The organism is Aeromonas sp. s3 (assembly GCF_040907805.1).
In the GTDB taxonomy this organism is placed as follows: Bacteria; Pseudomonadota; Gammaproteobacteria; order Enterobacterales; family Aeromonadaceae; genus Aeromonas; species Aeromonas dhakensis.
On record NZ_JBFOCQ010000006.1, the window covers coordinates 767,536 to 779,776 of the forward strand.

Genomic DNA, 12,241 nt, shown 5'->3' on the forward strand with positions numbered 1-12,241 from the left:
TGCTCCTTACAGCCCGGCCGCAGCCTTGACCTTGCCGAACACGGCGGTGTTGTCGAGTGAGCCGTGGAAGCTCTCCGCTCCCTGGCCGATGGCGCCGAGGAAGACGTCGGTGCCGCCGTGGGTCTCGTTACCTATCTCGCCTACCTTGACCACCACCTCCTGGTGATAGTCGTTGGCGGAGACGGTGGCGTCGTCCAGCGGTGCCACGCTGCTGCGCGGACCATCCACCCGGTTGTAGCCGTTGCCAAAGCCGATGATGGTGTAGGGCATGCCGTCGGCATCCTTGCTCGGCTCACCGGTTTCATAGTTCTTCACCAGCCCGAGTACGCCGGGATTGTCGGCGGTGGTCTTGCCGGTCCGCTTGGCGTAGCCGTTCAGCACCAGCGTGTGGTCATGGTCGGCGGTGACCACGATCAGGGTGTTTTTCAGCTCGGGATCGGTTTTCTTCACCTCGTCGATGGTCGCCTTGATGGCGTTGTCGAAGGCGAGGGTGTCCTGCAGGGCACGCTTGGCGTTGGTGTCGTGCAGGGCATGGTCGATGCGCCCCCCTTCCACCATCAGGAAGTAGCCCTGTTTCTTGTCCTTGAGCTGCTTGATGGCGGCCAGGGTCATCTGGGTCAGGGAGGGCTCGCTGGCGGGTCGGTCCAGGTCATATTTCATGTGGCTTGAGCCAAACAGCCCCAGCAGCGGCTTGCTCGCATCGGCCTGGTTCAGCTCGTCCAGGGTTGCGGCAAACTGATAGCCCTTGGCCTTCATCTCGTCGATGAGGTTGCGGCCATCCTCGCGCTTGCCCTTGTCGGCCTTGGGCAGGAAGAAGCTGCTGCCGCCGCCGAGTACCACGTCCACACCCTCTTTGAGAGCGCTGTTGTAACCGGCGCCGCCAGGTACCAGCTGGGCGGCGATGTCCGCTTCCAGATCCCGGTTGCAGAGGTGGGCATAGGTGGCGGCCGGGGTGGCGTGGGTCACCCGGGTGGTGGTGACCACGCCGGTGCCGCGGCCGGCGGCCTTGGCCAGCTCCAGCAAGGTGGTGACCGGCTTGCCGGCGCTCTTGCTGCAGTCGTTCTCCTGGGTGGCATCGCCGTCCATGCTGATGACACCGTTGTTGCTCTTGACCCCGGTCATGTAGGCGGACATGGAGGGGGCCGAGTCGGTCACCTGGGCGTCGTGGGAGAAGGTCTTGATGAAGGCCGTCTCCGGCAGGGTATCGATGGTGAGGCTGCCCTCTTCACCGACGCCGTAGATGCGGGCGGCGGTCAGGGTGTTGAGACCCATGCCGTCGCCGAGGAAGAAGATCACGTTCTTGGCACCGGGCTCTGGCGCACTGCTGTCGTTGTTGGAGTTGCAGCCGGCGGCCAGGGCGGCGCCGATCATCAATGCAAGTCCTGCCATCTTTCTCATTGGGGTTCGCTCCTTGTAAAACCTGAGCGCAGCCTAGAGGTCGCAGATGACACTTTTAGTGAAACTGGATGACAATCCGATGAAGGTGTTGCGTGAATGTTATGTTGTATCAATCACTTATCTATCAATAGCCGGGGCCGGTCACATCAGCTGACGAGGGGAGGGGGCTGGCGAAAATCTGGCCGGTTTGCCGGCTGGCGGCTAGAATGGCCTGTCAAATCGGGGCGGGTGCAGGTAAAATGCGCCCCCTTGCGACGCCCTGCGTCCGCCATCGCCCGCCGCTCGCGCCACCGCAAGCCCGCGCCCGCAGTCCCTAGATGAGAGTAACGGATATGTCCATCAACTGGTTCCCCGGCCACATGCACAAGGCCCGCAAAGAGATTGCCGAGGTCATGCCCCAGGTCGATGTCATCATAGAGATGCTCGACGCCCGCATCCCCTTCTCCAGCGAAAACCCGCTGGTGCCCGAGCTGCGCGGCGATACTCCGGTGATCAAGGTGCTCAACAAGGCGGATCTCGCCGACCCCGAGATCACCGCGCTGTGGGTGGCCCACATGGAACAGGAGAAGGGGATCAAGGCACTGCCCCTGACCCAGCAGGAGCCGGAGAAGATCAAGCAGTTGCTGACCCTCTGCCACGAGATGCTGCCGGAGCGCAATCTGGAGCTGCGCGGCGTGCGCGCCATGATCATGGGCATTCCCAACGTGGGCAAATCGACCCTGATCAACACCCTGGCGGGGCGCATCATAGCCCGCACCGGCAACGAGGCGGGGGTGACCAAGTCCCAGCAGCGGATCAAGCTCGACAACAACGTCATCCTGACCGACACCCCTGGCTTCTTGTGGCCCAAACTCAACCCGCCCTCCTGCGGCTATCGGCTGGCCATCACGGCCGCCATCAAGGACACCGTCTATGACTACGCGGACATCGCCATGTTCGCCGCGGACTACTTCCTCAAGGCCTATCCGGAGCGGATCCAGGCGCGCTATCAGATTGACGCGCTGCCCGAGACCGAGATCGAACTGCTGGATCTGATTGCCCGTCAGCGCGGCTTCATGCGCAAGGGGGGGCTGTCGGATCTGCACAAGGCGTCCGAGATCCTGGTCAACGAGTTCCGCTCTGGCCTGCTGGGCCGCATCTCGCTGGAGACCCCGCAGATGGTGAGCAGCGAGATTGTGGAGGCCGATGCCGAGGCCGAACAGAAGGCCAAGGAGAAGGCGGAGCGGGAAGAGGAGCGCCAGGCGCGGGCCCGCCGCAAGTACGCCAAGAAGCGTCAGCGCTGACCGGCGTTGTGCCAGGTATAAAGAAGAGGCGACCCGGGGTCGCCTCTTCTCGTTATGGCGTCCTGGAGTGAGGGGGAGGCCGACAGGCAACCGGCATCTGCCCGTCATCATGGCCAAAGAGTCCGTGAATCAAGGGGATAAGCCAGGCGCCGAACGGTGCCGTGCTGCACCGCACCAGCAGCATTCGATAAAACCTTGCGATCCTGCTTTCAGTGCCGATTGACAATGGCATTGGCGGTGGCATGATGCGCTCGCATTTTGACTCTCCTCACGGTTTTACCCATGACCATATACACCCGGCCAGTGCTGTTATTGCTCTGTGGCCTGTTGCTGCTGACCCTCTCCATCGCGGTACTCAATACCCTGGTACCGCTCTGGCTTGCCCATGAACAGCTGCCGACCTGGCAGGTGGGCATGGTCGGTTCCTCCTATTTCAGCGGCAACCTGCTGGGCACCCTGCTGGCGGGCACCTTGATCAGGCGCTGCGGCTTCAACCGCAGCTATTACCTGGCCTCCGCCCTCTTTGCCGCCGGTTGTGTCGGGCTCGGCATTACCCTTGATTTCTGGAGCTGGCTCGGCTGGCGATTTATCGCCGGTATCGGGTGCGCCATGATCTGGGTGGTGGTGGAGAGCGCGCTGATGTGCAGCGGCAACGCGCACAATCGGGGCCGTCTGCTGGCCGCCTACATGATGGTCTACTACCTGGGCACTGTGCTCGGCCAGCTCTTGGTCAGCAAGTTGCCGACCGGCCTGATGGAGGTACTGCCCTGGGCGAGTGGGCTGATCCTGGCGGCTATCCTGCCGCTGTTGTTCACCCGCATCGTCAGTGAGCGCAGCGAAGCGCAGGGCTCAACCCGGGTCTGGTCCATGTTGCGGCTGCGTCAGGCACGGCTCGGGGTCGATGGCTGCATCATCTCCGGCATCGTGCTGGGGTCGCTCTACGGCCTGATGCCGCTCTATCTGAACCATCAGGGGGTGAGCGATGCCGGCATTGGTTACTGGATGGCGGTGATGGTGAGTGCCGGCATCCTGGGGCAGTGGCCGGTGGGTCGGCTGGCGGACAGGTTCGGCCGTCTGCCGGTGCTGCGGGTGCAGGTGCTGGTGGTGATCCTGGGGTGCGGGGCCATGCTCGGCGGCGTGGCGATGGGGCCGGCGCTGTTCATCTTGGGCGCCGCCGGGTTTACCCTCTATCCGGTGGCCATGGCGTGGGCCTGCGAGAAGGTCGAGCACCATCAGCTGGTGGCCATGAACCAGGCGCTGCTGCTGAGCTACACCATCGGCAGTCTGCTTGGTCCGGCCTATACCGCACTCCTGATGCAGCACCTTTCGGACAACCTGCTGTTCATCATGATCGCCGGCGTGGCCTTGCTCTATCTGCTGATGCTGCTGCGCCCCATGGGGAAACACTCGACACCGGTGGCCCACGCCTGAACTGTGGTCGGCGGCAGGGCACCATCCTCGCTTCCCGATAGGGGGCTGGATGGTACGCCATATAAAGCAGAGGCGGCCCCAGGGCCGCCTTCTTGCTGTCTGCAACGGTAGCCAGTTAGATATTCATGGAGAGGAGAGATTAACGAAGAGATAAACGGCTAGCCGTAGCGCCTGTTCGCCTCTTCAAACAAGGACATATGCAGCGGGATCAGCTGTTGCCAGTCACGCCGGTAGCCGCCGCCCGGTACGGCGGCAATGGGCAGCCCGTGCCGTTGTGCGCAGTCAAAGACCATGGCATCGCGCTGGCGCACCCCCTCATCACTTAATGCGAGATAGCCGAGTTCGTCGGCATGATGCACGTCCACGCCGGCCTGATAGAGGATGAGATCGGGGGCGTAGAGCCGCAGCGCCAGATTGAGCGCCTCTGCCAGCGTGCTGAGGTAGGCATCGTCCTCCATGCCGCTTGGCAGGGGGAAATCCATGTGGGAGGCGGGCTTGTGGCGGGGAAAGTTGTGCTCTCCGTGCAGGGAGAGGGTGATGATGTCGCGCCGACCCTGGCACAGGGCGGCGCTGCCATCCCCCTGATGGACATCGAGATCGACGATCAATACCTGTTCGCAGCGTCCTTCGTCCAGACAGGTCTGGGCGGCGATAACCAGATCGTTGAACAGGCAAAAGCCGCTGCCAACGTCCCGGTGGGCGTGGTGATAGCCACCGGAGATCTGCAGGCCGCAGCCTTGCACGAGGGCGTGTCGGCTGGCGGCAAGGGTGGCCCCCACCGAGCGCAGGGTACGTTCAATCAGCACGGGGGACCAGGGAAACCCCAGCTGGCGAATGGCGCCCGCATCCAGGGTGCCGGTGAGGGCCGCGCCCACATAGGCCGCATCGTGCACTCTCTCTATCTGGGTGCGACTGGCGGGCGCGGCCTCTGCCAGCGGATAACCCAGGTTTCCCAGATGTTCGAACAGCGCCTGGTATTTGGCCAGCGGAAAGCGATGGCGCTCTGGCAGGGTCAGGGCGGAGTAGAGGGGATGATGGAAGATGCGCAGTGACATGAAGGCTGGGCCTTGGCAAATAGGCAGATATGAAAAAGGGGAGCCAGGCTCCCCTTGTCATGCCCGATAATTCGGGACGAACAGATGCAATTACTGCTGCTGGATCACCCAGATCTGGAAGGCTTTGCGGGTCTCCGCATCGGCCTTGTTGTACCAGTTTTGCAGCTGTGTCAGGGCTTCCGGATTGCTCTGGGCCTTGCTCGGGGCGACCTGAACCGGGGCGCTGTTGGCGGCCATGACGGCAGCGGTGGAGACGGCGACAGTCTTGGGCTGGTTGAACGCCTTGCCCATGTTGATCAGCTCCTGCTGATAGTCACGGGTCAGCTGGAAGCCTTCCACCTTCGGCAGCACGAACTGCTCGGTGGTGACGACCTGGCCGCTGCTCTTGTCTTTCAGCGCGACTTTCTGTTCCTTGACGAACTGGTTGGCTTCGGATTCGTTGCGCGGCTTCTTGTAGTCCAGCACCAGTTTCTGGTTGTCGGCGGCGGTGAAGTTGATCACCAGCGGCTCGGCGGTGACCAGCTTGGTGTCGCTGCGGCTGGAGTAGTTGCCTTCGAAGGCGACGACCAGTTGGTGCTTGCCGGCTTTGATAGGATAGGTACTCGTCTTGTCGAGCAGTTTGGGATTGATGGATTGGCCATCGATCAGCTGCACCACATAGGGGTTGTTCACTTCCAGTTGGGCATCGGCCAGGGCACTACCTGCCCACAACAGACCAGCCAGGGCTGGCACCAGAACAGTCAGTTTCATTTCATCTCCTTGAACAGTCAGGCGAGTGCCCACTGAAAAACAGGGGCTCATTTTTGCAGGTTTGCCAGAGGGCGGCAATAGGCGTTTATGGCGCCCCTGTCGCGTCTGGGCTCGCGCTTTCCCGATGCAAACTCATCGGGCCAGTGGGGTTGGCTACCTTGGCCAACCCCGTCGCTACTCAATCCGGCGTCGAAATGGTGGCAGGGCATCGAGCAGCCCCTTGCCGTAGCGTTTGGTCAGCAGACGGCGATCGAGAATGGTGACCCGGCCTCTATCCGCCTCTTTGCGAATGAGGCGACCACAGGCCTGGATGAGCTTGCGCGACGCCTCCGGCACCGTCAGCTGCAAGAAGGGATTGCCCCCCCGTTTCTCGACCCACTCTGCGGTGGCCTCTTCCACCGGCGAGTTGGGGACCGCGAACGGCAACTTGGTGATCACCAGGTTGGTGAGGTAGTGACCGGGCAGATCCAGCCCTTCCGAGAAGCTGCCGGTGCCAAACAATATGCTGGCCTGGCCGCCATCGCATTTTTGTTTGTGCAGGGTGAGCAGGGCGTTGCGGGAGGCTTCCCCTTGCACCAGCAGGGAGAGCCCCTTGGCCCGCAGACCCACCGCCACCTCGTTCATCTGCCGGTAGGAGGAGAACAGCACCAGGCTCGCCTCCTTGCCGGCCAGCAGACGGGGCAGGATGCTGACGAGCTCCTGGGTAAAGGCGGGGGCGCTGGGCTCGTGCTCCATCCTGGGCAGATAGAGTTCGGCCTTCTGGTAATCGAAGGGGGAGCGCAGGCGCAGATAGCGGGTACCGTCGTGCTCTTTGAGCCCCACCTGGTGGCGGAAATAGCTGAAGGAGGAGAGGGCGGTCAGGGTCGCCGATACCAGCACGGCGCCAAGACATCTGGACCAGAGCCACTCCTCCAGCAGGTAGCCCACCTCGATGGGGGAGGCGTGCAGCCAGATGTCGCCGTCATCGCTCTTGACCATCCAGCGGGCCAGCGGCGTCTTGCCTTCTGCCACGTGCCGCCCCAGCATCTCCCACAGGGCGCAGAAACCCTCCAGCCGCTGCAGATAGAAGCCGCTCTCCGCCAGCAGGGGTTCGGCATCCTTGCGACGGATCTCGCCATCCTTCAGCGCCTCGCCGATGGCGCCCTGCATTCTGTCCAGCGCCCGCAGCGCCTTCTTGCTCGCCTCCTTGAGGTTCTCCGCCAGCATGGGCAGGGGGTCGGGCAAGACACCATCGGCGAAGCGATGGTGTTTTTCTTCATTGAACAAGCGGTCGTTGGCTGCGAGCCACTGCTCCAGCGCCTTCAGATCCGGCTGCAGGGAGGCCAGCGCGTCCTGCAGCTTGAGCTGGGGATCGAGCAGGCTCTCCTTGTTGAGGGTTCTGGCCAGCTTGCCTGCCCCCTGCGCCAGCTTCTCCAGCCAGCGGCGTGACCCCTTGACGCTGGCCGAGGCGGCGCCGTGATCCCGGGCTATGGTGGGCAAGTGATGGGCCTCGTCCAGCACATAGAGGCACTCGTCCGGCGGCGGTAGGATAATGCCGCCCCCCATGGTGAGGTCGGAGAGCAGCAGGGCGTGGTTGACCACCAGCACATCGGCCGCATCCATGTCGTTGCGGGCGCGGTGGAAGGGGCAGTGCTGATGATGAGTCAGCGCCTTGTTGCAGGTGTGGCGGTCGGCGGCGATGCGATCCCAGCAGTTATCGTTGATGGGTTTGGGCCAGTTGTCTCGATCACCGTCCCACTTGCCTTCCGTGTAGGCCTGCCACAGCGCCTGATAGCAATCCTTGTCGGCGTCTGACGGCTTGTGTTTGCTGAGGGCTCCGAAGTCGAACTCGAAGTTGGCCATCTCGCTGCCACTGGCGGCCTGCTCCAGCAGGTGTTCGCAGCAGTAGCGCTGGCGCCCCTTGACCAGCATGAAACGAAACGGCAGCTCGCTATGGCGATGATAGAAGGGGAGGTCTTTGTGGATCAGCTGCTCCTGCAGCGCCACGGTGGCGGTGGAGATCACCAGCTTCTTTTGAGTAAGGCGAGCCACCGGGATGGCCCCCTGAGCATAGGAGAGGGACTTGCCGATACCGGTGCCGGCTTCGGCCACCAGGATGCGACGCTGTTTGTCATACTCCCCGGTCAGCGTCTTGGCTATCTCGGCCACCAGAAAATTCTGCTCCTTGCGCGGCACAAAACCGGGTAAACCATCGGCTATTTGCCGATAGGTATTGCGAATGGTGGTTTTGAGACGGGTAGACAGCATGAAGAAAATGACCGTTGCACAGGGTGAAGGAAGACAGGATACCTGCAACCGGCAACCTGGGTCGAGGTGTGTGGCAACGCACAGATCCGACCTCTTCTTCTATTTATAAGGCGAGTCGTCGTTATTGTGTGATAAATCACCAATTCGGACGAATTTTGCCAGCGGTTATCGCTGTAAACGTTTTCCCATGGCGTGCAAACAATGTGGGATTTAGGTCACAATTTTTCCGCTATGACTATGCTTTTCGTAAAAAGTTCCAAGTTTTTTCATTGCGGATTGGAAAACCCGGTGCTAGTCTCGGCGCCATAGTGATGCAAAGTACATCGCTAACACAGGGAATAACAACGACTTAGTGTTTAATTACAGTAGGCATTGGAAACTATGAAAAAGACAATTCTGGCTATTGCTATCCCGGCTCTGTTTGCATCCGCCGCTAACGCTGCAGTGGTTTACGACAAAGACGGTACCACTTTTGACGTATACGGCCGTGTTCAGGCTAACTACTACGGTGACCACAACAAGGCTGTTGGTGCAACTGACGACGCCTATAAATTCGATACTAAAACTGGTCAATCAGTTTTCGTTCCCGGCACTGCTGCTAGCTACCAAGATGTCGATGGTGAGCTGGTTGGTTCTTCCCGTCTGGGTTGGTCCGGCAAGATTGCCCTGAACAACACCTGGTCCGGTATCGCCAAGACCGAGTGGCAAGTTTCTGCTGAAAACTCCGCCAACAAGTTCGATTCCCGCCACATCTACGTTGGTTTCGACGGCACCCAGTACGGTAAGATCATCTTCGGTCAGACCGATACCGCGTTCTACGACGTGCTGGAACCGACCGATATCTTCAACGAGTGGGGTGACGTAGGTAACTTCTATGACGGTCGTCAAGAAGGTCAGATCATCTACTCCAACACCTACGGTGGCTTCAAAGGCAAACTGTCCTATCAGACCAACGACGACAAGGCCGTCAAGGTTACTGACGTAGGTCAGGGCATCAAAGAAACTGCTGTTTATGGTCCGAATGTAAAGCGTAACTACGGTTATGCCGCTGCTGCCGGTTATGACTTCGACTTCGGTCTGGGCCTGAACGCCGGTTACTCTTACTCCGACCTGGAAAGCACCACTTCCAGCGCTTCTGGCGACAAGAAAGAGTGGGCCTTGGGCGCACACTACGCCATCAACGGATTCTACTTCGCTGGTGTTTACACTCAAGCTGACCTGAGCTATGACCACACCACCGGTGGTGACAAGGACAAGGGCCGTGGTTACGAGCTGGCTGCTTCCTACAACGTTGATGCCTGGACCTTCCTGGCCGGCTACAACTTTACTGAAGGTAAAGCTGCTTCCAACACCGCTGGTGCTGAGTATAAAGACATCGTTGACGAAACCCTGCTGGGCGTACAGTACGCTTTCACTTCCAAGCTGAAAGCCTACACCGAGTACAAGATCCAAGGTATCGACAAGATGGACGACGAGTGGACCGTTGCCCTGCAATACAACTTCTAATCTAGCCTCTGCGCTGATTGAGTTGATAAACGGCCAAGCTTGCTTGGCCGTTTTGTTTTATCTGCTTTCCGCCGGATTGCTTCTCTTCTCCTCTGTTGATCATCCTCTCCTTGCCCTCTTTGACTTGCGTCAGTTCACGTTGTCTCTTTTCTGTACTTGGCTCCCGGTCAGTGAATCGCTAGATTATTCAGCTCGTTGCAGGATGTTCGGCAGACAGGGAAGGATGACGCTTGATTGACTTTAGTCACCCGCAGTGGCGGGAGCTGGCCCGCCAGCTGCTGGACAACCCCACCTCGGTGATCCGCGCCCGTCAGTGGCAACCCCTGCTGGGCCTGCTCAAGGACAACCAGCTGCTGCTGGCACTGGGCAATCACCACTATGAGCTCACCCCCGCTGGTCGCCGCTACCTGACTCGTGAACTGACGCTGGCCGAGATCGCCACGGCGCCGCCAACCCCGGAGGAGTGGCTCCATGGGCAGGGTTGGCAGCTGGCGGAACAGGTCAACGAGCGGGTGCTGGCCGCGCTCTATCGCAAGAGCGAGGTGAGCTTTACTCCCAACGAGCAGATCGACTTCGAAGACAAGGGGATCCGGCTCTGTTCGGATCAACAGGTGCGCCTGCGTGCCCCCCAGCCGTTCAGCCTGTTTTTCAGCGGCGGCACCCTGCTCGATGCTGCCCCCTGGTTGCAGGCGCTTGGCGAGGTGGCGTTGCCGGAGCGCAACTTGGCCAGCCTCGGCAAGATCCTGTGGGGGGAGGGGGAGCTGCTGCGGGTGATCACCACCGACAGCGTCGGTGCCTTTGCCGAGCTGGTGCTGCCGGCAGGGAGCTTGCTGATCTGGGCTCCCGCCTCGGCGCAGCAGGCACTGCAGCAAGTGATCGCCGCGCTGCCGCCTCAGGTGCAGTGGAGTCATCTTACCTCCCTCGATCCGAGCGGGGTGGATCGGGTGCTGACTCTGGCCCAGCGTTTGGGTCGGCCGGCCAGCTGGTGGCTGCCCACCGTGCTGGCTCCCATCATGACGGCCTATGCCCTGCCGTTGGCCGACTCCCGCCCCTGGGAGCCGAGCCGGATCCCCAAGTCATTGTTAGCAGTTTGTAGCGGTTTGGTTGAGTCCAATGGTGGCTTGTCTGCCGAGGTGTGCGCGTTGGCGCCACAGTGGCATGCCATCGGTTGAGATTGCCGCAGATCCGGCCGAAAAAGCGGTTTTCCCCCATCCTGCACGATGATATAAAGAGTTGACGAAGCGCTCGCCAGTGGGCGCTTTTGTTTGCCACGTGTTTTGCGTGTCACGGACGGTGTGCCAACACGCTTTGCCAGCCAACGAACTCAACGGAATACAGGGAATACCATGTTTGAAAAGGTTGTTGCCGCCCCAGCGGATCCGATCCTGGGCCTGACCGAAGCCTTCCGCGCCGACTCTCGCAGCCACAAGATCAACCTGGGGGTCGGGATCTACAAGGATGAGACCGGCGCCACCCCCATTCTTCACTGCGTCAAGAAAGCCGAACAGAAGCTCTTGACCGACGAGAAGACCAAGAACTATCTCGGTATCGAAGGCAATATCGAATACGGCCGCATCGTGCAGCAACTGCTGTTCGGACAGGATTCCGCGCTGGTCAACAGCGGCCGCGCCAAGACGGCGCAAGCGCCGGGTGGTACCGGTGCCCTGCGCATCGCCGCCGAGTTCGTGGTACGCAACAACCTCGCCAAGACCATCTGGATCTCCGATCCCACCTGGGCCAACCATATCAGCGTGTTCCAGGCGGCGGGTCTGACCGTCAAGTGGTACAAGTACTACGACGCGGCCACCAAGGGGCTCGACTTTGCCGCCATGCAGGCTTCGCTGGCCGAGGCGCAGGCCGGCGATCTGGTGCTGCTGCACGGCTGCTGCCACAACCCGACCGGTATCGACCCGACCGCTGAACAGTGGCGTGCACTGGCCAGGCAGAGTGCCGCCGCCGGCTGGCTGCCGCTGTTTGACTTCGCCTATCAGGGCTTTGCCCGCGGTATCGAAGAGGATGCCGAAGGTCTGCGCATCTTCGCCGAATGCCACGACGAGCTGCTGGTGGCGAGCTCCTTCTCCAAGAACTTCGGCCTCTACAACGAGCGGGTCGGTGCCTTCACCCTGGTCAGCGCGACCAAGGCGATCGCCGATGTGGCCTTCACCCAGGTCAAGACCGTCATTCGTGCCAACTACTCCAACCCGCCGTCACACGGCGCTGCCGTCGTCACTGCCGTGGTGAGCGATCCGGCCCTCTATGCCGAGTGGGTGGAAGAGGTGGCGGCCATGCGGGTGCGCATTCGCGAGATGCGCGAGCTGCTGGTGGAAAAACTGGCCGCGCGCGGCGTGAACCAGGACTTCAGCTTTATCCGCGAGCAGAACGGCATGTTCTCCTTCTCCGGTCTTTCCAAGGATCAGGTGGAGCGCCTCAAGAGCGAGTTCGCCATCTACATCGTCGGCTCCGGCCGGATCAGCGTGGCCGGTATCACCCGTGCCAACATAGATCCGCTGTGCGATGCGATCGCCAAGGTGCTGTAAGTACAACCGCCGATATCCGTTCAGTAACAAGCCC

At 61.0% G+C, this 12,241-nt stretch carries 9 protein-coding genes; 5 read left to right on the forward strand and 4 right to left on the reverse strand.

Annotation, left to right across the window (positions count from 1 at the left end):
• Window positions 1-6 precede the first annotated feature (6 nt).
• Window positions 7-1,398 (reverse strand): alkaline phosphatase, encoded by a 1,392-nt coding sequence (locus tag AB5Y98_RS04110; RefSeq protein ID WP_024942425.1) that lies wholly within the window; start codon window positions 1,396-1,398, stop codon window positions 7-9.
• A gap of 332 nt (window positions 1,399-1,730) precedes the next feature.
• On the opposite strand from AB5Y98_RS04110, the gene ylqF reads away from it, so the two are divergent.
• Entirely contained in the window at window positions 1,731-2,681 is a 951-nt protein-coding gene (gene ylqF, locus AB5Y98_RS04115) for a ribosome biogenesis GTPase YlqF (RefSeq protein ID WP_010633500.1), read from the forward strand.
• 282 nt (window positions 2,682-2,963) lie between these two features.
• Window positions 2,964-4,112, forward strand: coding sequence for an MFS transporter (locus tag AB5Y98_RS04120; protein ID WP_017778538.1), 1,149 nt, complete (start codon window positions 2,964-2,966; stop codon window positions 4,110-4,112).
• Between the two features lie 158 nt (window positions 4,113-4,270).
• Here the strand turns inward: AB5Y98_RS04120 and AB5Y98_RS04125 are convergent, their stop codons facing one another.
• The 3 genes from AB5Y98_RS04125 to dinG all read right to left on the reverse strand — a co-directional run bounded on the left by AB5Y98_RS04125 (window position 4,271) and on the right by dinG (window position 8,164).
• The gene (locus tag AB5Y98_RS04125) at window positions 4,271-5,167 is read right to left on the reverse strand and encodes a histone deacetylase (RefSeq protein ID WP_252601154.1); all 897 of its coding nucleotides are present in this window, start codon (window positions 5,165-5,167) and stop codon (window positions 4,271-4,273) included.
• A 90-nt stretch (window positions 5,168-5,257) separates the two neighbouring features.
• Entirely contained in the window at window positions 5,258-5,917 is a 660-nt protein-coding gene (locus AB5Y98_RS04130; protein ID WP_010633503.1) for a DUF2057 domain-containing protein, read from the reverse strand.
• Between the two features lie 174 nt (window positions 5,918-6,091).
• Window positions 6,092-8,164, reverse strand: a complete 2,073-nt coding sequence (gene dinG / locus AB5Y98_RS04135; protein WP_019838870.1) for an ATP-dependent DNA helicase DinG — start codon at window positions 8,162-8,164, stop codon at window positions 6,092-6,094.
• A 381-nt stretch (window positions 8,165-8,545) separates the two neighbouring features.
• Between dinG and AB5Y98_RS04140 the strand changes: the two genes are divergently transcribed.
• The 3 genes from AB5Y98_RS04140 (at window position 8,546) to AB5Y98_RS04150 (ending at window position 12,207) form a co-directional block, all read left to right on the forward strand.
• Window positions 8,546-9,670 (forward strand): porin, encoded by a 1,125-nt coding sequence (locus AB5Y98_RS04140; RefSeq protein WP_017785743.1) that lies wholly within the window; start codon window positions 8,546-8,548, stop codon window positions 9,668-9,670.
• Between the two features lie 230 nt (window positions 9,671-9,900).
• Window positions 9,901-10,842 (forward strand): hypothetical protein, encoded by a 942-nt coding sequence (locus AB5Y98_RS04145; RefSeq protein WP_368231385.1) that lies wholly within the window; start codon window positions 9,901-9,903, stop codon window positions 10,840-10,842.
• 174 nt (window positions 10,843-11,016) lie between these two features.
• Window positions 11,017-12,207: an amino acid aminotransferase gene (locus AB5Y98_RS04150; protein ID WP_368231386.1), complete on the forward strand. Its 1,191-nt coding sequence runs from the start codon at window positions 11,017-11,019 to the stop codon at window positions 12,205-12,207.
• The last annotated feature ends 34 nt before the right edge of the window (window positions 12,208-12,241 follow it).

Coding starts and splice junctions, on each gene's coding strand:
- dinG (WP_019838870.1), bottom strand. CDS start 8,164: ATGCTGTCTACCCGTCTCAAAACCACCATTCGCAATACCTATCGGCAA.
- AB5Y98_RS04130 (WP_010633503.1), bottom strand. CDS start 5,917: ATGAAACTGACTGTTCTGGTGCCAGCCCTGGCTGGTCTGTTGTGGGCA.
- ylqF (WP_010633500.1), top strand. CDS start 1,731: ATGTCCATCAACTGGTTCCCCGGCCACATGCACAAGGCCCGCAAAGAG.
- AB5Y98_RS04140 (WP_017785743.1), top strand. CDS start 8,546: ATGAAAAAGACAATTCTGGCTATTGCTATCCCGGCTCTGTTTGCATCC.
- AB5Y98_RS04120 (WP_017778538.1), top strand. CDS start 2,964: ATGACCATATACACCCGGCCAGTGCTGTTATTGCTCTGTGGCCTGTTG.
- AB5Y98_RS04150 (WP_368231386.1), top strand. CDS start 11,017: ATGTTTGAAAAGGTTGTTGCCGCCCCAGCGGATCCGATCCTGGGCCTG.
- AB5Y98_RS04110 (WP_024942425.1), bottom strand. CDS start 1,398: ATGAGAAAGATGGCAGGACTTGCATTGATGATCGGCGCCGCCCTGGCC.
- AB5Y98_RS04125 (WP_252601154.1), bottom strand. CDS start 5,167: ATGTCACTGCGCATCTTCCATCATCCCCTCTACTCCGCCCTGACCCTG.